Source organism: Streptomyces sp. KMM 9044, assembly GCF_024701375.2.
GTDB lineage: Bacteria > Actinomycetota > Actinomycetes > Streptomycetales > Streptomycetaceae > Streptomyces.
Window position 1 is genome coordinate 4,641,063 of sequence record NZ_CP113910.1, and the last position, 25,961, is coordinate 4,667,023.

Annotated in this window: 18 protein-coding genes and 4 pseudogenes; 17 read left to right on the forward strand and 5 right to left on the reverse strand. The window is 72.4% G+C overall.

Features of this window, described 5'->3' with window-relative positions; all coding sequences use genetic code 11:
- The 3 genes from HUV60_RS20875 to HUV60_RS20885 all read left to right on the forward strand — a co-directional run bounded on the left by HUV60_RS20875 (nt 1) and on the right by HUV60_RS20885 (nt 5,069).
- Nucleotides 1–2,313, forward strand: coding sequence for a HelD family protein (locus tag HUV60_RS20875; RefSeq protein WP_257848773.1), 2,313 nt, complete (start codon nt 1–3; stop codon nt 2,311–2,313).
- Nucleotides 2,314–2,748: 435 nt separating this feature from the next.
- Complete coding sequence (locus tag HUV60_RS20880; protein WP_257848774.1) at nt 2,749–4,173, forward strand: NAD-dependent malic enzyme; 1,425 nt, start codon at nt 2,749–2,751, stop codon at nt 4,171–4,173.
- 614 nt (nt 4,174–4,787) lie between these two features.
- Entirely contained in the window at nt 4,788–5,069 is a 282-nt protein-coding gene (locus HUV60_RS20885; RefSeq protein ID WP_042173245.1) for an HU family DNA-binding protein, read from the forward strand.
- A 226-nt stretch (nt 5,070–5,295) separates the two neighbouring features.
- Here the strand turns inward: HUV60_RS20885 and murA are convergent, their stop codons facing one another.
- Complete coding sequence (gene murA / locus HUV60_RS20890) at nt 5,296–6,642, reverse strand: UDP-N-acetylglucosamine 1-carboxyvinyltransferase (RefSeq protein WP_257848775.1); 1,347 nt, start codon at nt 6,640–6,642, stop codon at nt 5,296–5,298.
- 316 nt (nt 6,643–6,958) lie between these two features.
- On the opposite strand from murA, the gene HUV60_RS20895 reads away from it, so the two are divergent.
- From HUV60_RS20895 to HUV60_RS20955, 14 genes and pseudogenes are all read left to right on the forward strand, one after another.
- A complete protein-coding gene (locus HUV60_RS20895) occupies nt 6,959–7,537 on the forward strand; it encodes a YqgE/AlgH family protein (protein ID WP_257848776.1) in 579 nt (192 codons plus the stop codon).
- Between the two features lie 29 nt (nt 7,538–7,566).
- Nucleotides 7,567–7,863 carry a DUF3039 domain-containing protein gene (locus tag HUV60_RS20900; RefSeq protein WP_257848777.1) on the forward strand — a complete coding sequence of 99 codons (297 nt, stop codon included), beginning with the start codon at nt 7,567–7,569 and terminating at the stop codon, nt 7,861–7,863.
- A gap of 533 nt (nt 7,864–8,396) precedes the next feature.
- A pseudogene (locus HUV60_RS20905) lies at nt 8,397–8,633 on the forward strand (ABC transporter substrate-binding protein); the annotation flags it as partial.
- Between the two features lie 31 nt (nt 8,634–8,664).
- A pseudogene (locus HUV60_RS20910) lies at nt 8,665–9,066 on the forward strand (carbohydrate ABC transporter permease); the annotation flags it as partial.
- A gap of 29 nt (nt 9,067–9,095) precedes the next feature.
- A pseudogene (locus HUV60_RS20915) lies at nt 9,096–9,942 on the forward strand (carbohydrate ABC transporter permease).
- Nucleotide 9,943: 1 nt separating this feature from the next.
- Nucleotides 9,944–11,623: a beta-N-acetylhexosaminidase gene (locus tag HUV60_RS20920; protein WP_257848778.1), complete on the forward strand. Its 1,680-nt coding sequence runs from the start codon at nt 9,944–9,946 to the stop codon at nt 11,621–11,623.
- 300 nt (nt 11,624–11,923) lie between these two features.
- On the forward strand, nt 11,924–12,817 hold the full coding sequence (locus HUV60_RS20925) for an FAD binding domain-containing protein (RefSeq protein ID WP_257848779.1): 894 nt from the start codon (nt 11,924–11,926) through the stop codon (nt 12,815–12,817).
- The gene (locus tag HUV60_RS20930; protein WP_257848780.1) at nt 12,814–14,763 is read left to right on the forward strand and encodes a 2Fe-2S iron-sulfur cluster-binding protein; all 1,950 of its coding nucleotides are present in this window, start codon (nt 12,814–12,816) and stop codon (nt 14,761–14,763) included. The genes HUV60_RS20925 and HUV60_RS20930 overlap by 4 nt, the downstream gene beginning before the upstream one ends.
- Nucleotides 14,760–17,102, forward strand: coding sequence for a xanthine dehydrogenase family protein molybdopterin-binding subunit (locus HUV60_RS20935; protein WP_257848781.1), 2,343 nt, complete (start codon nt 14,760–14,762; stop codon nt 17,100–17,102). The genes HUV60_RS20930 and HUV60_RS20935 overlap by 4 nt, the downstream gene beginning before the upstream one ends.
- 94 nt (nt 17,103–17,196) lie before the next feature.
- Nucleotides 17,197–18,105 carry an SUKH-4 family immunity protein gene (locus tag HUV60_RS20940; protein ID WP_443047537.1) on the forward strand — a complete coding sequence of 303 codons (909 nt, stop codon included), beginning with the start codon at nt 17,197–17,199 and terminating at the stop codon, nt 18,103–18,105.
- A gap of 132 nt (nt 18,106–18,237) precedes the next feature.
- A pseudogene (locus tag HUV60_RS33990) lies at nt 18,238–18,366 on the forward strand (type II toxin-antitoxin system death-on-curing family toxin); the annotation flags it as partial.
- 117 nt (nt 18,367–18,483) lie between these two features.
- Nucleotides 18,484–20,274: a DEAD/DEAH box helicase gene (locus tag HUV60_RS20945; RefSeq protein WP_257848783.1), complete on the forward strand. Its 1,791-nt coding sequence runs from the start codon at nt 18,484–18,486 to the stop codon at nt 20,272–20,274.
- A gap of 285 nt (nt 20,275–20,559) precedes the next feature.
- Nucleotides 20,560–21,201, forward strand: coding sequence for an IclR family transcriptional regulator (locus HUV60_RS20950; protein ID WP_257848784.1), 642 nt, complete (start codon nt 20,560–20,562; stop codon nt 21,199–21,201).
- A 52-nt stretch (nt 21,202–21,253) separates the two neighbouring features.
- On the forward strand, nt 21,254–22,039 hold the full coding sequence (locus HUV60_RS20955; protein WP_257848785.1) for a S16 family serine protease: 786 nt from the start codon (nt 21,254–21,256) through the stop codon (nt 22,037–22,039).
- Between the two features lie 25 nt (nt 22,040–22,064).
- Here the strand turns inward: HUV60_RS20955 and HUV60_RS20960 are convergent, their stop codons facing one another.
- The 4 genes from HUV60_RS20960 to HUV60_RS20975 are packed head-to-tail and all read right to left on the reverse strand — an operon-like array spanning nt 22,065 to nt 25,945.
- Nucleotides 22,065–23,033: a glycine betaine ABC transporter substrate-binding protein gene (locus HUV60_RS20960; RefSeq protein ID WP_257848786.1), complete on the reverse strand. Its 969-nt coding sequence runs from the start codon at nt 23,031–23,033 to the stop codon at nt 22,065–22,067.
- Nucleotides 23,030–24,010, reverse strand: a complete 981-nt coding sequence (locus HUV60_RS20965) for an ABC transporter permease (RefSeq protein WP_257848787.1) — start codon at nt 24,008–24,010, stop codon at nt 23,030–23,032. The genes HUV60_RS20960 and HUV60_RS20965 overlap by 4 nt, the downstream gene beginning before the upstream one ends.
- Nucleotides 24,007–25,305 (reverse strand): ABC transporter ATP-binding protein, encoded by a 1,299-nt coding sequence (locus HUV60_RS20970; protein WP_257848788.1) that lies wholly within the window; start codon nt 25,303–25,305, stop codon nt 24,007–24,009. The genes HUV60_RS20965 and HUV60_RS20970 overlap by 4 nt, the downstream gene beginning before the upstream one ends.
- Entirely contained in the window at nt 25,298–25,945 is a 648-nt protein-coding gene (locus tag HUV60_RS20975; RefSeq protein WP_257848789.1) for an ABC transporter permease, read from the reverse strand. The genes HUV60_RS20970 and HUV60_RS20975 overlap by 8 nt, the downstream gene beginning before the upstream one ends.
- Nucleotides 25,946–25,961 lie beyond the last annotated feature (16 nt).

The window sequence follows — 25,961 nt, forward strand, 5'->3', positions numbered from 1 at the left end:
GTGGCCGCTCAGGCTCAGCAGGAAACCGCGGTCGATCCGGTTCACGAATCCACTCGTGACCGGGAGATCAGTGTCGAACAGGAACACCTCGACCGGGTGTACCGACGGCTCGAGGAGAAGATCCACGAGGCCGAGTTCCTCATGCATGACGCCGCCCGGCGCGGCCAGGTCGGCACGCCCGGCGCACTCGCCGAACGGGACGCCCAGGTCTTCCGGGCCGGCGTCCACCTCAACCGGCTGAACAACGAGTTCGAGGACTTTCTCTTCGGCCGGATCGACCTGCTCCTCGGCAAGGACGGCAAGAAGGGACCCGACGGCGCCTACACCGCCGTCGAGCCCGCCGACGGTGCCGTCCGCCCCGACAACACCGCCGACATCGCCGAGACGCTGCACATCGGCCGCATCGGCGTCCTCGACGAGGACTACACCCCGCTGGTCATCGACTGGCGGGCGCCCGCCGCCGCCCCGTTCTACCGGTCCACCCCGGTCGACCCCGGCCGGGTGGTGCGCCGCCGCGTCATCCGCTCCAAGGGCCGCCGGGTCCTCGGTGTCGAGGACGACCTGATGCGCCCCGAGCTGTCGGCCTCCCTGGACGGCCACGAGCTGCCCGTCATCGGTGACGGCGCCCTGATGGCCGCGCTCGGCCAGGCCCGGACGCACAGCATGCGGGACATCGTCGCCTCCATCCAGGCCGAGCAGGACCTGGTGATCCGCGCCCCCGCCGCCTCCGTGACCCACGTCGAGGGCGGCCCCGGCACCGGCAAGACCGCCGTCGCCCTGCACCGCGCGGCCTACCTGCTCTACCAGGACCGGCGCCGGTACGCGGGCGGCATCCTGGTCGTCTCGCCCACACCGCTCCTGGTCGCCTACACCGAGGGCGTCCTGCCCTCCCTCGGCGAGGAGGGCCAGGTCGCCGTCCGTGCCATCGGCTCCCTGGTCGACGGCGCCGAGGCCACCCTGTACGACGCCCCGGCGGTGGCCCGCGCCAAGGGCTCCTCCCGCATGCTCGGGGTGATCCGCAAGGCCGCGCGCGGTGCCCTGGAGAACGGCGGCACGCCGGCCCGGCTGCGCGTCGTCGCCTTCGGCCGGCGGCTCGAACTGGACGCCGACGAGCTGGCGGCCGTCCGCCACACCGCCCTCGGCGGCACCGCCCCGGTGAACCTGCTGCGCCCCCGCGCCCGCAAACTGCTGCTCGACGCCCTGTGGGAGCGCTCCGGCGCGGGCGACCGGCACGCCAACCCGGAGCTGGCCGCCGAACTGCGCTCCTCCTTCGACGACGACGTCACCACCGAGGACGCCTTCCTCGCCTTCTTCGACGCGTGGTGGCCCGAACTGACCCCGGCCGCCGTGCTGGACGCCATGGCCGACGAGCGCCGCCTCGGCCGCTGGGCCCGGCGCGTCCTCAACCCGGGCGAGGTCCGCAAGGTCGCCCGCTCCCTGCGGCGGGACGGCCGCTCGGTGCACGACATCGCGCTACTCGACGAACTCCAGGCCGTCCTCGGCACCCCCTCCCGCCCCCGGCGCAAGCGTGAGCTGGACCCGCTGGACCAGCTCACCGGCCTCGAGGAGCTGATGCCGGTGCGCGAGGAGTCGCAGCGCGAGCGGGCCGAACGCCTCGCCCAGGAACGCACCGAGTACGCCCATGTCATCGTCGACGAGGCCCAGGACCTCACCCCTCTGCAGTGGCGCATGGTCGGCCGGCGCGGCCGGCACGCCACCTGGACGGTCGTCGGCGACCCCGCCCAGTCGTCCTGGTCCGACCCCGACGAGGCCGCCCAGGCCCGCGACGAGGCCCTCGGCAGCAGGCCCCGCCGCCGCTTCGAGCTCACCGTGAACTACCGCAACCCGGCCGAGATCGCCGACCTCGCCGCCAAGGTGCTCGCGCTCGCCATGCCCGGGTCCACCTCGCCGAGGGCGGTGCGCTCCACCGGCGTCGAACCCCGCTTCGTGACCGCCGGCCCGTCCGGACCCGGCTCGGTCCTGGCCGAGACCGTGCGCGCGGAGACGGCCCGGCTGCTGGAGCGGGTCGACGGGACGGTCGGTGTGGTCGTCGCCATGCAGCGCCGCGAGGAGGCACGGCGCTGGCTGGACGGGCTCGGCGACCGGGCCGTCGCCCTCGGCAGCCTGGAGGCGAAGGGCCTGGAGTACGACGCGACGATCGTCGTCTCCCCGGCCGAGATCGCCGACGAGTCCCCGGCCGGCCTGCGCGTCCTGTACGTCGCCCTGACCCGCGCCACCCAGCAGCTCACCGTCGTCTCGGCCGACCGCGACGAGCCGGACGCGGCGGGCGTCCCGGACCTGCTGCGGGACTGATCCGGCCCCGGCCGGGGCCGGAACCGCGATCCGCCGGTGAATGACCCGGCCGCGGGAATGGTCTTACGGCATCCGTTTGTTAGCCTGGCAGGTGACACCGGCCCGATCCAAGCCCCCGGGCCCAACCTTCGTCGCTACGAGCGACCACTTGCCGCGAGGCGAGCATGGCGGGCCGGTGTCACTGAACAACACGAGAGGCCCATGCCACTTCCGGGTGGCATGGGCCTCTCGTGTTGACTCACGGGAGGTGGGAGGCTGACGAACGGCCCTCGATTTCTCGTATGGTGGAGCAGCCTTTCCGGAAGTTTTCGCCGTTACCCGTTTCTCGTGCGGCCAAAACGTTCGCAATCGGATGCGGCTACCACGTACTCGGCGGTAGGTGCGACGATCGGATGGGACAAAGCAGCTACACGGTGAAAGCAGAGGAAGTCGGCCATGGCAACGGCGCCCAGCGTCTCCTACTCGATGACCATCCGGCTGGAGGTGCCGGCGAGCGGAGCCTCCGTCTCTCAACTCACCACCGCCGTGGAATCCTCCGGCGGAACGGTCACCGGCCTCGACGTCACCGCGTCCGGCCACGAGAAACTCCGTATCGACGTCACCATCGCGGCCACCTCCACCGGGCACGCCGACGAGATCGTCGAGAAGCTCCGCGGCGTCGAGGGCGTCAGCCTCGGCAAGGTCTCGGACCGTACGTTCCTGATGCACCTCGGCGGCAAGATCGAGATGCAGTCCAAGCACCCCATCCGCAACCGTGACGACCTCTCCATGGTCTACACGCCGGGTGTGGCCCGCGTCTGCATGGCCATCGCCGAGAACCCCGAGGACGCCCGCCGCCTCACCATCAAGCGCAACTCCGTTGCGGTCGTGACGGACGGTTCCGCCGTGCTGGGGCTGGGCAACATCGGCCCGAAGGCCGCCCTGCCGGTGATGGAGGGCAAGGCCGCCCTGTTCAAGCGGTTCGCCGGGATCGACGCCTGGCCGCTGTGCCTCGACACGCAGGACACCGACGCGATCGTCGAGATCGTCAAGGCGATCGCCCCGGGCTTCGCCGGCATCAACCTGGAGGACATCTCCGCGCCGCGCTGCTTCGAGATCGAGGCCCGGCTGCGCGAGGCCCTCGACATCCCCGTCTTCCACGACGACCAGCACGGCACCGCGATCGTCGTCCTCGCGGCCCTGACCAACGCGCTGCGGGTCACCGGCAAGGTGATGGAGGACATCCGCGTCGTCATGTCCGGCGCCGGCGCGGCCGGCACGGCCATCCTCAAGCTGCTCATCGCGGCCGGTGTGAAGAACGCCGTCGTGGCCGACATCCACGGTGTGGTGCACGCGGGCCGCGCGGACCTGGTGGACGCCCCCGCCGACTCCCCGCTGTGCTGGATCGGCCACAACACCAACCCGGAGAACCTGACCGGCACGCTGAAGGAGGCCGTGCGCGGCGCGGACGTCTTCATCGGCGTCTCCGCCCCGAACGTCCTCGACGGCGACGACGTCGCCGCGATGGCCGACGGCGCGATCGTCTTCGCGCTCGCGAACCCCGACCCCGAGGTGGACCCGGGCATCGCCCGCCGGACCGCGGCCGTGGTCGCCACCGGCCGCTCCGACTTCCCGAACCAGATCAACAACGTGCTGGTCTTCCCGGGTGTCTTCCGCGGTCTGCTGGACGCCCAGTCCCGCACCGTCAACACCGACATGATGCTCGCCGCCGCCAAGGCCCTGGCCGACGTGGTCACCGAGGACGAGCTGAACCCGAACTACATCGTCCCCAGCGTGTTCAACGACAAGGTCGCGGGCGCGGTCGCCGGCGCGGTCCGGGAGGCCGCGAAGAGCACGGAGGTCCCGGCCGCCCTCGCCTAGGTCCTGTCTGGAGTTTCCCGCCGTCGTCCCCAGGGCGGCCGTGCGGTGTCTGGTGCGGTGCATCGGGGTGCGGCCGGATCGCCCTCGTACGGGGGGACGTACCTGGGTGATTCGGCCGTGCGGCGAGGTGCCGTGCCAGACACCGCACGGCCGCGGGAAACTCCAGACAGGGCCCTAAGAGCCCTGCCGCGGCTGTGACCATCACCACGGGAGGTGTGCGAACGGCGCGCCGTGGAACCCGTGACGTGTGGCCGCCCCTTATGGTGGCGGCCGTGACTCGGACCCCCGGCCTCCGCAGTCCGCTGCCGGCAGCGGACGCAGCGTTACCGTCGTCGGGCCGTGGGCGCCTCCCGGGTGACTCCCACGGGTGACTCCTGGGTGGTATCGCGGCTCCTGCGAGTGCCGGATTGGCTTTACCGCCGCAGGTAGAGGCAGGATGCTCCACCAGGACCACGTCCAGGGGGCAGCACCTCCAGGGGCGTGCGGGCCCGAGTAAGTACCCGGGTCCGGGGGACTCACCGAGGACCCTGGCAGCATCGGCTTGGTCGTGCCCCAAAAGTGCGGCCCTGCCGCGTGGCACGCCTCAACGGCAAGAAGAACACGGGAGTAACAACATGAACCGCAGTGAGCTGGTGGCCGCGCTGGCCGACCGCGCCGAGGTGACCCGCAAGGATGCCGACGCCGTGCTGGCCGCGTTCGCCGACATCGTCGGCGACATCGTCTCCAAGGGGGACGAGAAGGTCACCATCCCCGGTTTTCTGACCTTCGAGCGCACCCACCGTGCCGCTCGCACCGCGCGCAACCCGCAGACCGGTGAGCCGATCCAGATCCCGGCCGGCTACAGCGTGAAGGTCTCTGCGGGCTCGAAGCTCAAGGAAGCCGCCAAGGGCAAGTAACCCCGCCGTTCGTACGTCCCGGGACGGCGTACGACGCACAGCGACGCCACAGGGGCGGCCACCCGATCGAGTGGCCGCCCCTGTGGCAAGGCTGATTCCGGTCAGCCGAGCGCCTTGCCGGGCAGTTCGACCTTCGCCCCCAGCTCCCCCAGCTTGTCCGTGCTGTGTCTGCCCGGGGGGCGATCCCCGGGCCCTCGGCCGGGCGGGCGGTGCCGGTGAGCCGGGCTCAGCCGAGCGCCTTGCCGGGCAGTTCGACCTTCGCCCCCAGCTCCCCCAGCTTGTCCATGAAGTTCTCGTAGCCGCGGTTGATCAGGCCGATGCCGTGGACGCGGGACGTGCCCTGGGCGGCGAGGGCGGCGATCAGGTAGGAGAAACCGCCGCGCAGGTCGGGGATGACCAGGTCGGCGCCCTGGAGCCGGGTCGGGCCCGAGACGACGGCCGAGTGGAGGAAGTTGCGCTGGCCGAAGCGGCAGTGGGAGCCGCCCAGGCACTCGCGGTAGAGCTGGATGTGCGCACCCATCTGGTTGAGCGCCGAGGTGAAGCCGAGCCGGGACTCGTAGACCGTCTCGTGGACGATCGACAGGCCCGTCGCCTGGGTCAGGGCGACGACCAGCGGCTGCTGCCAGTCGGTCTGGAAGCCCGGGTGGACGTCCGTCTCCAGCGCGATCGACTTGAGCTGGCCGCCCGGATGCCAGAACCGGACGCCGTTGTCGTCGATCTCGAAGGCGCCGCCGACCTTCCGGTAGGTGTTCAGGAACGTCATCATCGAGCGCTGCTGGGCGCCGTGGACGTAGATGTTCCCCTCGGTGGCCAGCGCCGCGGACGCCCAGGAGGCCGCCTCCAGGCGGTCGGGAAGGGCGCGGTGGTTGTAGCCGCCGAGCTTGTCCACACCGGTGACGCGGATGGTCCGGTCGGTGTCCATGGCGATGATCGCGCCCATTTTCTGCAGGACGCAGATCAGGTCCTCGATCTCCGGCTCCACCGCCGCGTTGGACAGCTCGGTGACGCCCTCCGCGAGGACCGCCGTCAGCAGCACCTGCTCCGTCGTGCCGACGGACGGGTACGGCAGCTTGATCTTCGTGCCCCGCAGCCGCTGCGGGGCCTCCAGGTACTGGCCGTCCGCCCGCTTCTCGATCGTCGCGCCGAACTGGCGCAGCACGTCGAAGTGGAAGTCGATCGGCCGGCCGCCGATGTCGCAGCCGCCCAGGCCCGGGATGAACGCGTGCCCGAGACGGTGCAGCAGCGGGCCGCAGAACAGGATCGGGATGCGGGACGAACCCGCGTGGGCATCGATGTCGGCGACGTTGGCGCTCTCCACCCGTGTGGGGTCGAGCACCAGTTCACCGGGCTCGTTGCCGGAACGGACCGTCACCCCGTGCAGCTGGAGCAGTCCTCGGACGACACGGACGTCACGGATGTCCGGAACGTTGCCCAGCCGGCTCGGCTCACTGCCCAGCAGGGCGGCGACCATGGCCTTCGGTACGAGGTTCTTCGCACCGCGGACACGGATCTCCCCCTCCAGCGGGGTTCCGCCGTGGACAAGCAGTACGTCTTCAGTGCCGTTGACGGTCATGAATCTCGCGTTCCGTGGAGGGGGCAGGGGCCAGAAGAGCAAGGGTAGTCGCCCCCCACGCCCGTTCGACCAGCCCGTGCACGGCCCGGTCCCGGCCCCGGACCGCCGCAACACGGGCAGTTTCCGTACGGGCACCCGGGGTCACCGCAGTCACCGTGCGCCGGGGGTGCTCCCGTACGCCCGCCGGGCTCCGGCGGGTCGCTTCGGCCCGCTCCGGCGGGCGCCTCACCAGGCCGCTCCCGCGCCGGGCGGCCGCGACCGCTCCCGTACTCCGATTGCTCCCCACGGAGGGGAAAGATGCGCGATCATGTCTGGCATGACCGAGGTGTCCTCGCTCACAGGGCGGCTGCTCGTGGCCACGCCCGCCCTGGCGGACCCGAACTTCGACCGCGCGGTCGTGCTCCTCCTCGACCACGACGAGGAGGGGTCCCTCGGTGTCGTGCTCAACCGCCCGACCCCGGTGGGCGTGGGCGACATCCTGGAGGGCTGGGCGGACCTGGCCGGTGAGCCCGGGGTCGTCTTCCAGGGCGGCCCGGTGTCGCTGGACTCGGCCCTCGGCGTCGCCGTCGTCCCCGGCGGGACCGGGACGGGCGCCACGGCCGCGCCGCTGGGCTGGCGCCGGGTGTACGGCGCGATCGGGCTGGTCGACCTGGAGGCGCCGCCGGAGCTGCTCGCCGCCGCCCTCGGCTCACTGCGCATCTTCGCCGGATACGCGGGCTGGGGCCCCGGCCAGCTGGAGGACGAACTGGTGGAAGGCGCCTGGTACGTCGTCGAGTCGGAGCCCGGCGACATCTCGTCCCCGGAACCCGAGCGGCTCTGGCGCGAGGTGCTGCGCCGCCAGCGGGGCGGGCTGGCGATGGTGGCCACCTACCCGGACGACCCTTCGCTCAACTGATGTGTGTGAGCTTCAGTACCCTTTGATGCATGAGCACTCTTGAGCCCGAGCGCGGGACTGGTACGGGAACCCTCGTAGAGCCGACGCCGCAGACCTCCCACGGTGACGGCGACCACGAGCGCTACGCCCACTACGTCCAGAAGGACAAGATCATGGCGAGCGCCCTCGACGGCACGCCCGTCGTGGCGCTGTGCGGCAAGGTGTGGGTGCCCGGCCGCGACCCGAAGAAGTACCCCGTCTGCCCCATGTGCAAGGAGATCTACGAGTCCATGAGCGGCGGCGACGACGACAAGGGCAAGGGCGGCAAGGGCGAGGGCGACAAGTAGCCGCGCCGGGCTCCGGCCCCCGGGTGCGTTTTGCGCGCCCCGGGGACTCTGCTGCGCAATTACCCGGCGTGATGACGCCGTGCCGATACGGCCTTCAGAGCGCGTCGCAGATGCAGGCAGGCCGGGTGCGGCCGAGCCCTGAAAGCATGGCACGTGATCGCTCGCCGAATGGAGCAGCAGAGTCCCCGGGGACTCTGCTGCTCCATTGCGGAGAGGGGCGCCGGCCTGTCGGCGGGGCGCAGGGAACGGGTCTCGCGAGGAGGCGGTCCGGCCCCGGCCGACCCCTCCCGGATGCGGTGCGTGACCCTCCCTCGAATTGAGTAACAGAGTCCCTGGGGGGGCTTTGTGCTGCCCGCGCGTTGCGCGAAGTGCGTCAGCCGGCCACGGAGTGGCTGAGATCTCTTGTGGGCTCGTTCACCCAGTCCCCAGCCTCCGGTGTTGTTGTGTACAGCGAAACCGGCGTTGCGCATGTTGCAACACTTCGTCGGAGGAGACAGTTCATGAAGCTGTCCGTCCTCCTGGTCGCCCTCGCGGCCGTCGTCGCCGGATTAGAGAAGGCGCACGACGGCACCGAGGTCACCGTGGAGTGCGTTCCGGTCGAGACCCGCGCCGGGCGCATCGAGGCCGTCTTCAACGACCCGAAGTCCGCGCCCGACCTCGTCGAGTACGGCAGCACGGACACCGCCGGCCACGTGAGGGACGGCGGGCTTGCGGACGTCACCGAGGAGTTCGGTGACTGGGACGAGGCCAAAAGCCGACCTCGCACCGCACCCTCGCCGTCGACCTGATGCAGCGGCTCGCCTCGAAGTCGTCTGGTGCTCCTTCCCGTTCGTGACGGTCCCCGTCTGCGCCGGCATCCGCGCCGTGCCCGCCGAGGTGCTGGAGGCCGCAGCCCTGGACGGCGCCTCGCGGGGGCGTGTCTGGCGCTCGGTGCTCGCCCCGATGCTCCGGCCGGTCCCGGTCGTCGTCACCATCCAGTCGGTGATCCGGGACTTCAAGGTCTTCACCCAGATCTACGTCACGACCGGCGGGGGCGGCATCGCCGGCCAGAACCTGGTCCTCAACGTCTACGCGTACCAGAAGGCGTTCGCGTCCTCGCAGTACGGCCTCGGCGTCGCGATCGGTGTGGCGACGCTGCTGATCCTGCTCGCCGTCACGCTGGTGTACCTGCGGCTGCTGCGCCGTCAGGGGGAGGAACGGTGACTCTCGTGAGCCAGGACGGGGTGCGCCGGGTGAATCCCGCGCGCAGGTCCCTCCGGCGTCCATGGCGGCTGGCGGCCGAGGCCACCGCGCTGGCGGTCGCGGTGGTGGTGGCCTTCCCCCCTGTACTGGATGGTGCTGAGCGCCTTCAAGCCGGCCGGCGAGATCGAGTCGGACCGGCCGCGGCCGTGAACCCCGGCCCCCACCCTGGATTCCTTCCGGCGCGTGTTCGGGCAAGAGGAGTTCGGCCGGTACTTCCTCAACAGCGTGGTCGTCGCGGTCGCCGTGGCGCTCGTCTTCGCGCTGGTCGCCTTTCTCACGGCGACCGCCGTCACACGGTTCCGGTTCCGTATGCGGACCACCCTGCTGATCATGTTTCTGGTGGCCCAGATGGTGCCCGTGGGGGCGCTGACGATCCCGTTGTTCTTCCTCATGCGGGACGCGGGCCAGTTGAACATGCTACGGTCGCTGGTCCTGCCGCACATCGCGTTCTCGCTGCCGTTCGCGATCTGGATACTTCGGGGGTTCGTGAAAGCCGTTCCCGACGCGCTGGAGGAGGCCGCCTACATCGACGGCGCGAGCCGTGCGCGGTTCCTGCGGCAGATCCTTTTCCCGCTCGTTCTGCCGGGGCTGGCGGCCACCAGCGTGTTCTCCCTCATCTCCACCTGGAACGACTTCCTGTTCGCCAAGTCCTCCATTGTCAGCGACATCTCACAGTCGACCCTCCCGAGGGCCCTGCCGGTCCTCTACGAACCGGACGATCCCGACCGGGGCGGCGTGATGGCGGCGGCCACGGTGATGACGATTCCGGTGCTGGTCTTCTTCGTACTCGTACAGCGGCGCCTGGTCTCCGGACTGGGCGGCGCGGTGAAGGACTGACGTGACATCACCGGGGGAACTGATTCCCGCACCCCGCAGCGTCGTCGCCGCTTCTGGCGCGGTACGGCTGACGGTGAACTCCCGGCTCTGCGCCGGCACCGCGACGGAGGGCGTCGGTCACTGGCTGCGCACTGTGCTCCGGCAGGCCACCGGCCTGCCGTTGCGCGAGGGACAAGAGCTCGGTGACGCCGAGGGCGACGGCATCGGGCTCCAGCTCGGTACCGGGCTCGGCCCCGAGGAGTACCGCCTCGTCAGCGACGGGAACGGCGTCCTGATCGAGGGTGGCAGCGCGGCCGGTGTCTTCTGGGGTGCCCAGACGCTGCGGCAGCTCCTCGGCCCCGACGCGTACCGCAGGGCTCCGCTCGGCCGCGACCGGGCCTGGGCCGTGCCGCACGTCACGATCGAGGACGCCCCCCGCTTCCGCTGGCGCGGCCTCATGCTCGACGTCGCCCGGCACTTCATGCCCAAGGAGGGCGTGCTGCGTTCTCTCGACCTGATGGCCGCGCACAAACTCAACGTCCTCCATTTCCACCTGACGGACGACCAGGGCTGGCGCATCGAGATCGAGCGGTACCCGCGGCTGACGGAGGTGGGCTCCTGGCGTGCCCGGACGAAAATCGGCCACCGCGCCTCGCCCCTGTGGAACGACACGCCGCACGGTGGTCACTACACGCGGGACGACATCCGGGAGATCGTCGCCTACGCGGCCGAGCGGCATATCGCCGTCATCCCCGAAATCGACGTGCCCGGCCACTCGCAGGCCGCCATCGCCGCGTATCCGGAACTCGGCAACACCGATGTCGTCGACACCTCCTCGCTGACCGTCTGGGACACATGGGGGATCAATCCGAACGTCCTCGCCCCCACCGACACCACCCTGCGCTTCTACGAAGGGGTTCTCGAGGAAGTCCTGGAACTGTTCCCCGCCGACGCCGCGGGTCCCGCCGCGTATTCGCCGTCCCCGTCGTTCTCGTCGTTCGTGCACATCGGCGGCGACGAATGCCCGAAGGACCAGTGGCGTGCCTCGGACACCGCGCAGAAGCGGATCGCCGATCTCGGACTGGCCGATGAGGACGCCCTCCAGTCCTGGTTCGTCGGGCACTTCGCCGGCTGGCTCGCCGCGCGCGGGCGCCGGCTGATCGGCTGGGACGAGATCCTCGAGGGCGGCCTGCCTCCGGGCGCCGCCGTGTCCTCCTGGCGCGGCTATGCCGGCGGGATCGCCGCCGCCCGCGCGGGACACGACGTGGTCATGTGCCCCAAGCAGTACGTCTACCTGGACCACCGGCAGGACGCGGGCCCCGAGGAGCCGGTGCCGATCGGGTACGTGCGCACCTTGGAGGACGTCTACCGGTTCGAGCCCGTACCGGCGGACCTGACGCCCGAGGAGGCCGGGCGGGTGCTCGGCACCCAGGCCAACGCCTGGTCCGAGGTGACCGAGAATCAGGAGCGGGTGGACTACCAGGTCTTCCCCCGGCTCGTGGCCCTCGCCGAGGTCGCCTGGAGCACGCTGCCCGCCCCCGCGCAGCGGGACTTCGCCGGCTTCGAGCGCCGGATGACCGCCCACTACCGGCGGCTCGACGCCCTCGGTGTCGCCTACCGCCCGCCCACCGGACCGCTGCCCTGGCAGCGGCGCCCCGGAGTACTGGGCCGCCCCGTCGACGGCACACCCCCGAACCGGTAGCGCGTACCGGCCGGCGGCACGTGCCGCGTCCGGAACCGGCCGTGCGCGGAAGTCCGCCCCATTGCGAACAGGTCCGGTGAAAAGGGGCAGGGGTCGCCGAACCGTTCTCATCCGAGCGTACGGGCGATCGCGTGTGAAAACGGGCCAAGTGGGCTGCGAGGTGGGTGAACGCCTCCTAGTGGACCCCTGTCCTCGGCGCTCGCGAAGATGTGCCAGAGTTGCCCCGTCCGCCCTGTCAGGTCGTACCGTACGGCTGCAACAGGTGGGACCAGGTGGGGCCGCGGGAAGGGGCAGTCGGTTTTGAGCACGCACGCACCGCAGACGGCGCAGTCCGTGACGCTGCCCACGACGCTGGACGAGGCCGTGGCGGCGCTGACAGCCGTGCCCGCCGCCGTGCCCGTCGCGGGCGGCACCGATCTGATGGCCGCCGTCAACTCCGGGCAGCTCAGGCCGACGGCACTGGTCGGCCTCGGCAGGATCAGCGAGATCCGCGGCTGGCAGTACCAGGACGGCCACGCGCTGCTCGGCGCCGGCCTCACCCACGCCCGTATGGGCCGCCCCGACTTCGCCGCCCTCATCCCGGCGCTCGCCGCCTCCGCGCGGGCCGCCGGACCGCCGCACATCCGCAACGCGGGCACCCTGGGCGGCAACATCGCCTCCGCCGCCCCGACCGGGGACGCGCTGCCCGTGCTGGCCGCGCTCGAGGCGACGCTGATCATCGCGGGCCAGGGCGGGGCCCGCCGGGAGATCCCGGTGTCGCACCTGCTGGCCGGGATGGACATGCTGCGCGCCGGTGAGCTCATCGGCTACGTGCGCGTGCCGCTGCTGCACGCCCCGCAGGTCTTCCTGAAGGCCACCGGCCGCACCGGCCCCGGCCGCGCGGTCGCCTCCGTGGCCCTGGTCCTCGACCCCGCCCGGCGCGGTGTCCGCTGCGCGGTGGGCGCCATAGCACCGATGGCGCTGCGGCCCCTGGAGGCCGAGCAGTGGGTCGCCCAACTCATCGACTGGGACAACAACCGCGCGCTCGTGCCGGAGGTGCTGAAGGCGTTCGGGGAGTACGTCGCCGCGGCCTGCATCCCCGATCCGGTACCCGACGAGGACGGCTCCGTCCCGTCGCTGCCGCCCGCGGTACTGCACCTGCGGCGCACCGTCGCCGCACTGGCCCGACGAGCACTGGGGAGGGCGCTGTCGTGACCGACGACCAGCGCGGAGAAGGCACGTCCGGCGCGTCCCAGGGCGGGGGCAGCCGCTGGGACCCGCTGCCCCAGGGCGACTACGACGACGGCGCCACCGCCTTCGTGAAGCTCCCTGAGGGGGGCATCGACGCCCTGCTGGACTCGATGGAGAGCCCGCTCGCCGCACCCGGCCACGGCTATGTGCCGCCGTCCATCACCGCCACGACCGCGGGCACCGACCCCGCGGTCACCGGCGGCTGGGCGGTGCCGGACACCGGAGTGCCGGGCGCCCCCGTCGACGGCACCCAGTGGCACGACTCGCAGGCCGGGCGGGCGGGGGAGGGCCCCGGGGCACAGGCGGCGCAGCAGTACGGCGGCCAGGACCGGTTCACGTACGACCCCGGAGCCTCCGGGCAGTGGCACTTCGAGGACCCGCCCGGCGTCGGCGACCCGGCACAGGCACCGGGTTCCGACGTGACCGGCCAGTGGTCGATCCCCGTCGCCGGCGGCGACCTCCCGGACGAGTCCGGCGAGTTCACCACCTCCGCGCTGGCCGAGCAGTGGGGCGCCACCCCGCCGGTCACCCCGCCCCCCACCCTCCCGGGCGGCGCCTCCGCGCCCTGGGCCACGCAGGCCATCGGGCAGCCGTGGGGACCCGGAGTGCCGGGCGTGGACCCGGAGCACCCCGACTCCGCTCCCGGCCGGGAGCGCGAGCAGGACAGGGAGCAGGGCCGTGAGCAGGACCGTGAGCAGGGCGGCCCGGAGACCGACCGGCGCGCGGACCATGGCCGGGGAGCCCCCGCGTACGGCCAGGAGCACACCGCCGACCCCGTCCGGGAGCGGCCCGACGGGTGGCCCGCCCCGGGGCACGACGCCCCGCCCCGGTCGGCCGAGGTGCCGCAGCCGGATCCCGCCGAGTCCCACTGGCGGACCGGCACCGAGACCTACCCGGAGTCGGCCGACGGACCGTCCGCCCCGGAGCTCCGCGAGCACCCGCAGCCGGGCCCGGAGGACGCCGCACGGCCCGTCGACGGGCACGGGCAGGCTCTGGAGGCCGACGAGGCCGCCAGGGACGCCCAGCGGCCCCAGGACCCGCACGACGCCCAGGAGGGCCCGGGAGGTCCCTCGGACGCAGCGGCACCCGAGAGCGCGAGGGACCACACCGAGACGGCCCCGGACGGGGACGCCGGAACGGAATCCGCGGCCCCCGGCACCGGTACCGGCCCCGACGCACCCGACGCCACGTCACCCGGGCACGAACCGCTCCTCGGTGCCGCGCACGACGATCATCCCCTCGCCTCCTACGTGCTGCGCGTCAACGGCACTGACCGGCCCGTGACCGACGCCTGGATCGGTGAGTCGCTGCTCTACGTGCTGCGCGAGCGCCTCGGTCTCGCCGGCGCCAAGGACGGCTGCTCGCAGGGCGAGTGCGGGGCCTGCAACGTGCAGGTCGACGGCCGGCTCGTCGCGTCCTGTCTGGTCCCGGCCGTCACCGCGGCCGGCAGCGAGGTCCGTACCGTCGAGGGCCTTGCCCAGGACGGCCGGCCGTCGGACGTGCAGCGCGCGCTCGCGCGGTGCGGCGCGGTCCAGTGCGGTTTCTGCGTACCGGGCATGGCGATGACCGTGCACGACCTGCTGGAGGGCAACCCGGCGCCCACCCCGATGGAGGCCCGCCAGGCCCTGTGCGGCAACCTGTGCCGCTGCTCCGGCTACCGGGGCGTGGTGGACGCCGTCCAGGAGGTCGTCGCCGAACGCCAGGAACTCGCCGCGCACGCCGAGGCCGACCAGGACGAGGGCCGGGACACGGACACGGACCCGGGCCCGGACCGCGGCTCCGGCGGTGGGACGGGCGAGTTCCGCATCCCGCACCAGGCAGGACCGGGCGCCGGCGGCATCGGTCCCGCCGCCTTCACGGACCCCGGACCGCACGACCGGCCCCACGGCCGGGACGGAGGGCAGGCATGAGCAACGAGGCCGCCACCGTGCAGGCCGCACGGACCACGGAGGACGCCGCCGGGACGGAAGGGCCCCCGCGCGGGCTCGGTGTCTCGCTGCCGGCCGCCGACACCCGTGCCAAGACCGAGGGCACTTTCCCGTACGCAGCCGACCTGTGGGCCGAGGGCCTGCTGTGGGCGGCCGTGCTGCGCTCCCCGCACCCGCACGCGCGGATCACGTCCATCGACACCACCCACGCGCGCGAGATGCCCGGCGTGCACGCCGTCGTCACCCACGAGGACGTCCCCGGCACCCCGGTGTACGAGCGCGGCCGGGCCGACCGCCCGGTCTTCGCCTCCGACGTCGTACGCCACCACGGCGAGGCCATCGCCGCCGTCGCCGCCGACCACCCGGACACCGCGCGGATGGCCGCCGCCGCCGTCATCGTCGAGTACGAGGTGCTCGACCCGGTGATCGACCCCGAACAGGCCTTCGAGGCCGAGCCGCTGCACCCCGACGGCAACCTGATCCGCCACATCCCGCTGCGCCACGGCGACCCGGACGCGGCCGGTGAACTTGTCGTCGACGGTCTGTACCGCATCGGCCGCCAGGACCCCGCGCCCATCGGCGCCGAGGCCGGACTCGCCGTTCCCCGCCCGGACGGGGGCGTGGAGCTGTACCTGGCCTCCACCGACCCGCACGGCGACCGGGACGAGGCCGCCGCCGCGTTCGACCTGGACCCCGAGCGCGTGAAGATCGTCGTCACCGGGGTGCCCGGCGCGACCGCCGACCGCGAGGACCAGAGCTTCCGGCTGCCGCTCGGCCTGCTGGCGCTGAAGACCGGCTGCCCGGTCAAACTCACCGCCACGCGCGAGGAGTCCTTCCTCGGCCACGCCCACCGGCACCCCACCCTGCTGCGCTATCGCCACCACGCCGACGCCGAGGGCAGGCTGGTGAAGGTCGAGGCGCAGATCCTGCTCGACGCGGGCGCCTACGCCGACACGTCCTCGGACGCGCTGGCCGCCGCCGTCGCCTTCGCCTGCGGCCCCTACGTCGTCCCGAACGCCTTCATCGAGGGCTGGGCGGTCCGCACCAACAACCCGCCCTCCGGCCATGTGCGCGGCGAGGGCGCCCTGCAGGTGTGCGCCGCCTACGAGGCGCAGATGGACAAGCTGGCCAAGAAGCTCGGCCTCGACCCGGCCGAGCTGCGCACGCGCAACGTCATGGCGACCGGCGACGTCCTGCCCACCGGCCAGACCGTGACCTGCCCGGCCCCGGTCGCCGAACTCCTCGAGGCGGTGCGGGACCACCCGCTGCCGCCGCTGCCCAAGGACACCCCCGAGGGCGAGTGGCTGCTGCCCGGCGGCCCCGAGGGCGCGGGCGAACCGGGCGCGGTGCGCCGCGGGGTGGGCTACGGCCTGGGCATGGTGCACATGCTCGGCGGCGAGGGCGCGGACGAGGTGTCCACGGCCACCGTGAAGGTCCAGGACGGGGTGGCGACGGTGCTGTGCGCGGCCGTCGAGACCGGCCAGGGCTTCACCACGCTGGCCCGGCAGATCGTCCAGGAGATCCTCGGCGTCGACGAGGTACGGGTGGCGCCCGTGGACACCGACCAGCCCTCGGCGGGCGCGGGCAGCCGCGGTCGGCACACCTGGGTCTCGGGCGGCGCGGTGGAGCGCGCGGCGAAGATGGTCCGTACCCAGCTCCTCCAGCCCTTGGCCCACAAGTTCGGCATGTCCGCCGAGCTGCTCCAGATCAGCGACGGCCGGATCACCTCGTACGACGGCGTGCTGTCGACGCCCGTCGCCGAGGAGCTGGTGGGCAAGGAGCTGTGGGCCACCGCCCAGTGCCGTCCGCACCCCACGGAGCCCCTGGACGAGTCCGGCCAGGGCGACGCCTTCGTCGGGATGTCGTTCTGCGCGATCCGCGCGGTGGTCGACGTCGACATCGAGATCGGCTCCGTACGGGTCGTGGAACTGGCCGTCGCCCAGGACGTGGGGCGGGTGCTGAACCCGGCCCAGCTGGCCGCCCGGATCGAGGCGGGCGTCACCCAGGGCGTGGGTGCCGCGCTCACCGAGAACCTGCGCACACCGCGCGGTCTGGTCCGCCACCCCGACCTCACCGGCTACGCCCTGCCGACCGCCCTGGACGCGCCCGACATCCGGATCGTGAAGCTGGTCGAGGAGCGGGACGTGGTCGCGCCGTTCGGCGCGAAGGCGGTCAGCGCGGTGCCGGTGGTGACCTCGCCGGCGGCCGTCGCCGCCGCCGTCCGCGCGGCCACCGGCCGCCCGGTCAACCGCCTGCCGATCCGCCCGCAGGCAGCGGTGGTGACCAGCGGCCGCGACCGGCTGGTCAGGTCCGGCGACTGACGCCCGGCGGTCGGCGTCCGGGGGTGGCGTCCGGGGCCGGTGTCGTGGTGGGAGAACGTGCACGCCGATTTCCGTGCGCAGGCAACGCGCGGGGGTGTTCGAGCGTCTTGTGGAACGGGGGCGTCCGTATCCGTGTTCCGGCCGCCCCGACCTGATGGACCGTCGCCCGCTCGCCCCGTCGCTGCCCACCCTGGTGCGGTTCGCCGCGGCGACGGACGAGCTGGCTGGACTGCGCGGCCAGTTCGCCGCCTACGCGGGCCGCTGGGGCACCAAGGCGGTGGCGGAGGCCTCGCGGCAGCTGCTCGCGGTGTTCGAGGAGGGGGCGGACGGCGAGCCGGCGCCGCTGTGGAGGACGGCCGCGCTGATCCGCCCGCCGGCCCTGGTGGCCGGTCCGGGCACGGCCTCGGGACTCGCCCTCGACCTCCCGGTCCGCCTGCTCGACCGGGAGGTCGGCCGACGGGGTGTGGTCCGCTTCGAGGAGTTCGACTTCCCCGCGACGCTGACGCACGAGCCGCCCCGCCGCTTCCTGCGCGGGACGGGCCTGCCCGAGGGCGGCTTCCTGTTCCGGCTGGACACCGACCTGCCGCTGCGGACCCTCGCCGAGTACCACGACGAGAACGGCGACGACGCCCCCGGCGCGGTCCGGGCCGGCCACCTGCCCGCCCATGCCGACCGGCTGATCCGCCTCGGCCGTCTGGTCGAGGACAACGGCCCGGTCGTCGACGGCGCCACCGGCGCGGTACTGAACTGGAGCGAGCCGGACTCGGCCCTGCACCCGCTGAACACGGACGTCTCGACCCTCGCCTTCACCCTCTGGCTGCTGCACCGCGAGCACGCCATCGACGAGGAGTCGGACCACGCGCTGACCAGCGAGACGTACGACCAGCTGGCCATGACGATGACCCAGGTCCTGTCCGCCGTCGACCCGACGGGCACCACGACCGACGCCGACTGGCACTACTGGACGGAGCTGTTCCAGGACGAGGCGGGCGGGGTGCTCTGAGAGGGCGTTCCGGGAACACCCCGCCCGTGTCCGGAGGCCGTGGCGGGAATCGAAGCCGTGCTGTCCGCTTTGCGGACGAACCCCTGGCCACTCGGGCACACGGCGGCGTCGGGGAGAAGGTGTGGTCTTCGCCACGAGGTGCAGTTGCGTCCTGACACCGACGCGGCCGAGCGCCTGGTCATCGCCGTGGCGACCGGCTGCATGGACGAGGTCAGGGCCATCTCCACGGCATTGAGGGATCTGGCCGGGCAGGTGGTGTGACCTCGGTCCCATCCTCGGTGGCCCTGGCGCAGTCCGGGCGTTGACGCCGCCGGGCCATCGATAGGGTGGCCCGGCCGTCCCCCGCAGCCGAGCCGCTCTACCCCCTCGACGGAGACCGTGACTACCACCGCCGCTTCTGCCTCGCACCACCTGTCCCCGGCCTTTCCCGGCCGTGCCCCCTGGGGCACCGCCGGCAAGCTGCGCGCCTGGCAGCAGGGGGCGATGGAGAGGTACCTACAGACGCAGCCCCGCGACTTCCTGGCGGTCGCCACCCCCGGCGCCGGCAAGACAACCTTCGCGCTGACGCTGGCCTCCTGGCTGCTGCACCACCACGTCGTGCAGCAGGTGACCGTCGTCGCGCCCACCGAGCATCTGAAGAAGCAGTGGGCCGAGGCCGCCGCGCGGATCGGGATCAAGCTGGACCCCGAGTACAGCGCAGGCCCGGTCGGCAAGGACTACCACGGCGTCGCCGTCACCTACGCCGGTGTCGGCGTGCGCCCCATGCTGCACCGCAACCGCTCCGAGCAGCGCAAGACCCTCGTCATCCTCGACGAGATCCACCACGCCGGTGACAGCAAGTCCTGGGGCGAGGCCTGCCTGGAGGCGTTCGAGCCGGCCACCCGCAGGCTCGCGCTCACCGGTACGCCGTTTCGGTCCGACACCAACCCCATCCCGTTCGTGACGTACGAGGAGGGCGACGACGGCATCCGCCGGTCGGCCGCCGACTACACCTACGGGTACGGTTCCGCGCTCGCCGACGGCGTCGTCCGTCCCGTCATCTTCCTGTCCTACAGCGGCAACATGCGCTGGCGAACCAAGGCCGGCGACGAGGTCGCGGCCCGCCTCGGCGAGCCCATGACCAAGGACGCGATCAGCCAGGCCTGGCGCACCGCCCTCGACCCGCGCGGCGACTGGATGCCGTCCGTGCTGCGCGCCGCGGACCAGCGGCTGACCGAGGTCAGGAAGTCCGTCCCGGACGCCGGCGCCCTCGTCATCGCCGCCGACCAGGACTCCGCCCGCTCCTACGCCAAGCTGATCCGCGAGATCACCGGCAGCAAGGCCACCGTCGTCCTGTCCGACGACACCGGCGCCTCGAAGCGGATCGACGACTTCAGCGGCAGCGACGACCGGTGGATGGTCGCCGTCCGCATGGTGTCCGAGGGCGTCGACGTACCGCGCCTGGCCGTGGGCGTGTACGCGACCACCATCTCCACCCCGCTGTTCTTCGCCCAGGCCGTCGGCCGTTTCGTCCGGTCGCGGCGGCGCGGCGAGACCGCCTCCGTGTTCCTGCCGACCGTCCCGGACCTGCTGGGCTTCGCGAACGAGATGGAACGCGAGCGCGACCACGTCCTGGACAAGCCCAGGAAGGAGGGTGAGGAGGACCCGTACGCCGAGTCCGAGAAGGAGATGAACGAGGCGAACCGGCAGGAGGACGAGGACACCGGCGAGGAGATGCTGCCCTTCGAGGCGCTGGAGTCCGACGCCGTCTTCGACCGGGTCACCTACAACGGCGCCGACTTCGGCATGCAGGCCCACCCCGGCAGCGAGGAGGAGCAGGACTACCTGGGCATCCCGGGGCTCCTCGAACCCGACCAGGTGGAGCTGCTGCTGCAGAAGCGGCAGGCGCGGCAGATCGCGCACAGCCGCAAGAAGCCGGACACTGAGGCCGACCTGCTCGAACTGCCCGCCGAGCGGCGCCCCGTGGTCTCCCACAAGGAGATGATGGAACTGCGCCGCCAGCTCAACAACATGGTCGGCGCCTACGTCCACCAGAGCGGCAAACCGCACGGTGTCATCCACACCGAGCTGCGCCGCGTCTGCGGCGGACCGCCCGCCGCCGAGGCCACGCCGGGACAGCTGCGCCAGCGGATCGCCAAGGTGCAGGAATGGGCCACCCGCATGCGGTGAATTCCCTTCATCCCCTGTGCGTAGCGGGACGAAAGGGGCGGCTTCGTGATCGCCGGTGCCCGGATTCTGGACGGAGCCTTCCGCTGACCGAACCGGCTCGCTACTGTCCCGCTATGCACACGCCCCGTGGCAGCGCCGCCGCGGAGCGCAGCCGTGAAGCGACTGCGCCCGGGACACAGCCGGGCCGCCGGCCGATCGGCGGCCTCTGAAGCGCGTCACCGACGGGACTCGGTGACGCATACGCCGTGAGAGGGCCGCCGACCTGACCACGAAGGAGTGGGCGTCGTGACCGCGGAGACCTCCCAGACGCTCGACCGGGGACTGCGGGTCCTCAAGCTGCTGGCCGACACGGACCACGGCCTGACCGTCACCGAGCTATCCCACAAACTGGGCGTGAACCGGACTGTTGTGTACCGGTTGCTCGCCACACTGGAACAGCACGCGCTCATACGCCGTGACCTCGGCGGACGGGCCCGGGTCGGGCTCGGAGTGCTGCGGCTGGGCCGCCAGGTGCATCCGCTCGTACGCGAGGCCGCGATGCCGGCTCTGCGGTCGCTGGCGGAGGACATCGGCGCGACCGCGCACCTGACGCTGGTGGACGGGGCCGAAGCGCTGGCCGTCGCCGTGGTGGAACCGTCGTGGACGGACTACCACGTGGCCTACCGGGCCGGGTTCCGGCATCCGCTGGAGCGGGGCGCCGCCGGCAAGGCGATCATCTCGGCCCGCCTGCAACGGCCCCACGACCCCGGATACACCCTCACCCACGGCGAGCTGGAGGCCGGCGCGTGCGGAGCGGCGGCGCCGCTTCTCGGGGTCACCGGCGTCGAGGGCAGCGTCGGCGTGGTGATGCTGGCCGAGGTGGTCCCCGAACGGGTCGGCCCGCGGGTCGTGGACGCGGCCCGCGAGGTCGCGGATGCACTGCGCTGACGCCGGGGCGGGCGGCCGGGGCGGGCACGGGGCGTCACGTTAGATTGATCCCGTGCTCTCTCGTCTCACGCGCCCCCGGGCCCTCGCCGTCTGCGCCGTTCCCGTCGTCGCCCTGCTGGCCACGGCGGTGTTCGCGCCGCTGCCGTTCTCGGTGGCGCGGCCGGGGCTGACGGCCGACGTGCTCGGCGAGAACCGGGGCACGCCGGTCATCACCATCTCCGGCGCGCCGACCCGCGAGGCCACCGGCCAGCTGCGGATGACGACGATCGAGGCGACCTCTCCCGACACCCGGGTGAGCCTCCCGGACGTCCTCGACGCGTGGTTCGGCACCGGCCGGGCCGTCATGCCCCGCGACTCGGTCTACCCCAGCGGGGACGACGTCGAGGAGATCGAGCAGTACAACAAGGAGCAGATGCGCAAGTCCCAGGACGAGGCGACCCTGGCCGCCCTGGGCTACCTGGACCTGGACGGCAAGGACGTCGAGGTCGACCTGGAGCTCGCCGACGTCGGCGGCCCCAGCGCCGGCCTGCTCTTCTCCCTCGGCATCGTCGACAAGCTGAACGGCGACGACGGCGACCTCACCGGCGGCCGGACCATCGCCGGTACGGGGACGATCGACGCCGAGGGCAGGGTCGGCGCCGTGGGCGGCGTGCCGCTGAAGACGCAGGCCGCCCGGCGGGACGGCGCGACCGTCTTCCTGGTGCCCGAGGCCGAGTGCGCCGACGCCCAGGCCGAACTCCCCGACGGCCTGCGCCTGATCCCGGTCACCACCCTCGAGGCCACCGTCGACGCCCTCGTCAACCTGGAGAAGGGCGCGGGCAAGGTCCCGAGCTGCTGACGCGGCCCCTCCGCCCGGCCGGCACCTACCCCTCCCTGACGAACCCCTCGTCCACCATCCAGTCCAGCGCCACCCGGTGGGGGTCCTCGCCGTCCACGTCCACCCTGGCGTTCAGGGTCCGCGCCACCTCGTTGTCCAGCTTCGCCGTGACCGGGTCGAGGACCTCGGGGATCGCCGGCCACTCCTTCAGGGTGCCGGTGTTGACCGTCGGCGCCGCGTTGTAGTGGGGGAAGAACTTCCTGTCGTCCTCCATCACCTCCAGGTCCATGGACCTGATCCGCCCGTCGGTGGTGAAGACCTCGCCGTACGTACAGGTGCCCTCGGCCGTCTGGGTGTAGATGATCCCGGTGTCCATCTGGGTGATGTTCCCCGCGGCGAGGTTCATGCCGTACGTCCTCTCCATGCCCGGCAGCCCGTCCGCCCGGTTGGCGAACTCGCCCTCCACACACAGGGTCACCGCCGCCGGATCGGACTTCGCCAGCGCGGCCACGCCGGACAGTGTCCGCGTGCCGTACTTCCTGAAGTTGGCCTGGTTCATGGCCAGGGCGTAGGTGTTGTTCAGCTCCGACGGCTCCAGCCAGGTCACCCCGTTCCTCCGGTCGGCCTCGCGCACCGCCTCCCACTGCTCGCGCGGGTCGGGCAGGGGCCTGCTGTTGCCCTGGTACGTGATCCACGCCGTGCCGGTGTACTCGTACCCGGCGTCCGCGTCCCCGCTCACGACCGCCTCCCGGGAGCCGACCGAGCCCTGGATACCGGTGCGGTCGATGACCTCGGCGCCGGCCGCCTGGAAGGCGATGCCCATGATCGCGCCCAGGATCAGCTGCTCGGTGAACTCCTTCGACGTGACGGTGAGGGTCGCACCCTCGAGCGGTTTTCCCCGCCCGATCGACCCCGGCTCCACGTCGTCGACCATGGGGGAGCCGCTGGTCAGCCCGCAGGAGGAGACTCCCGCCAGCAGCACCCCGGCGAGCAGCAGACACCCGCGCCGCATCATCCGCCCGCCTCCAGCCCCCGCGGCCGCAGCAGCAGTTCGGCCAGCGAGGCCAGCCAGTCCACCAGCAGGGCCAGGGAGACGGTGAGGATCGAGCCCAGCATCAGCACCGGCATCCGCTGGCTGGTGATCCCGGTGGTGATCAGGACGCCCAGACCGCCGCCCCCGCCGAAGGTCGCCAGGGCGGCGGTGCCGACGTTCAGGACGAGGGCCGTACGCACTCCGGCGAGGATGAGCGGGACGGCCAGGGGCAGTTCCACGCGGCTCAGCACGCCCATCGGGGACATGCCGATGCCGCGCGCCGCCTCCAGCAGCGTCGGGTCGTTGGCCCGCAGACCCGCGATGGTGTTGGAGAGCACCGGCAGCACGGCGTAGGCGATGATCCCGACGAGGGCGGCCCGGCGGCCGATGCCCAGCCAGATCACCAGCAGCGCGAGCAGACCGATCGCGGGCGTCGCCTGGCCCGTGTTGGCGAACGCCATCGCGGCCGGGGCCGCCCTGCGCAGCGCCGGCCGGGTCAGCAGGATGCCCAGCGGAATCGCGATGACCAGCACGAAGAACGTCGAGATCACGGTCAGTTCGATGTGCTGCCGGAGCGCCTTGGTCACCTGCCCGCCGGAAAGCGCGTTTCGGGACAGCGCGTCCAGGTCGGCCTGCGTGAACCACAGCCAGGTCGCGAACAGGACGACGACCAGCACCACGGGCAGGACCGTCAGCTTCTGCCACGTCACCGGGGAGGCCTCCGCCGCGGGCCCGGCCGGCCGCCTCGTCGTCCCGTCTCCGCGCCCGACGTCGTCCCGGCCCTCGTCGTGGTCCTCGTGGTCCTCGTGGTCCTCGTGGTCCTCGTCCTCGTCGTCCTCGTTCTCGTTCTCGTCGTTCTCGTTCTCGTTCTCGTTCCCGTCCCGGAAGGCGAGCCCTGCGGCCTCGTGCTCACCCGGGGGCCGGCGCCCGCCGGGCGGCTGCCGTGAAGAGGCGCTCACGCGTCCGCCTCCCCGCCGGCGCCCTCCTGCTCGGCGTGCGTCCGCACGGCCCGCCGCCCCTCCGGTTCGTGCTGGGCCTCCATGGCCCCCAGCCGGTCGGCCTCCAGCAGTTCGTGGACGGAGTTCATCAGCGTCTCCACGTCGACGACGCCCTCGTACGCGCCGCGCCCACCGGTGACCGCCACCCGGCCGGAGCTGTCGGTCAGCACCGCCTCCAGCGCGTCCCGCAGGGTCGCGTCCCGGGTCACCGTGTCGTGCACCAGGGTGCCCGCGCGGGCCAGCGAGCCCTTGGCCCGCATCAGGTCGCCGCGCCGGAGCCACTTGTAGGGGCGCCGCCGCCGGTCGAGCAGCAGGATCTCGTTGGAGCCGCTGGAGCGGAGCAGGTTGAAGATCTCCTGGAGCGGGTCGTCGACGGTCACCGTCGGATAGTCGGTGATCTCCACGTCCCCCACGCGGGTGAGGTTCAGCCGCTTCAGCGCGGCCCCGGCGCCGACGAAGCCGGACACGAAGTCGTCCGCCGGGTTGGTGAGGATCGCCTCCGGGGTGTCGAACTGGGCGATGTGCGAGCGCTCCCGCAGCACCGCGATCCGGTCGCCCAGCTTGATCGCCTCGTCGAAGTCGTGGGTGACGAAGACGATCGTCTTGTGCAGTTCGTGCTGCAGCCGGATCAGTTCGTCCTGGAGGTGGTCGCGGGTGATGGGGTCCACCGCCCCGAACGGCTCGTCCATCAGCAGCACCGGCGGATCCGCCGCCAGCGCCCGCGCCACGCCCACCCGCTGCTGCTGCCCGCCGGAGAGGCGGCGCGGATAGCGGCCGTGGAACTCGCCCGGGTCCAGGCCGACCAGGTCCAGCATCTCCTCCACCCGCGCCCGTACCCGGGCCGCCGGCCAGCGCAGCATCTTCGGCACCAGCGCGATGTTCTGGGCCACCGTCATGTGCGGGAACAGTCCGCTGGACTGGATCGCGTACCCGACCTTGCGGCGCAGTCTCACCGGGTCCATGTCGGTGACGTCCTCGCCGCCGATGCGGATGCGGCCGCCGCTCGGCTCGATCAGCCGGTTGATCATCTTCAGCGTGGTCGACTTCCCGCAGCCGGACGGGCCGACCAGGATGACGGTCTCGCCCGCCCGGATCTCCATGCTGACGTTGTCGACGGCCGGCTGCGGGCTGCCCGGGTACCGCTTGGTGAGGGCCTCCAGCTCGATGGTCGCGCCGGTTGTTCCGGTGGGTCCGCCGGCCCCGCTGGCGGGTGCGCCGGGTGCGCCGGGCGCCTTCGGAGCCGGTGACTCAGGCACGGATCCCCCTGGAGATGGTCAGCCGGCCGACCAGGACATACACGGCGTCGAACAGCAGTGCGAGGATGATGATCAGGAAGGTGCCCGCGAGTACCTGGTTGAGCGCGTTGCTGCTGCCCAGCGAGGCGATCCCGCGGAAGATCAGGTTGCCCAGGCCGGGACCGGAGGCGTACGCGGCGATGGCGGCGATGCCCATCAGCATCTGCGTGGAGACCCGGATGCCGGTGAGGATCGGCGGCCAGGCCAGCGGCAGCTCCACCCGCGCCAGCCGGGCCACGCGCGACATGCCGATGCCGGTGGCCGCGTCCACCAGCGCGGGGTCGACCCCCCGCAGCCCGACGATCGCGTTCCGCACGATCGGCAGCAGCCCGTAGAGCGTCAGCGCGATCACCGTCGGCGGCACCCCGAGCCCCACGATCGGGATCAGCAGACCGATCATGGCCAGCGACGGGATGGTCAGCAGGGTCGAGGCGGCGGTCGTGGCCAGGTTGCCCGCCCAGTCGCTGCGGTACGTCGCCACCCCGAGCAACACCCCGATCACGGTCGCCGCCACCATGCACTGGAAGACCACGCTCGCGTGCTGGTACGTGTCGACGAGCAACTGCTGGTGGCGGTCGCCCAGGTACTCCCAGAAGTTCACGTCCCCTCACCCCAGC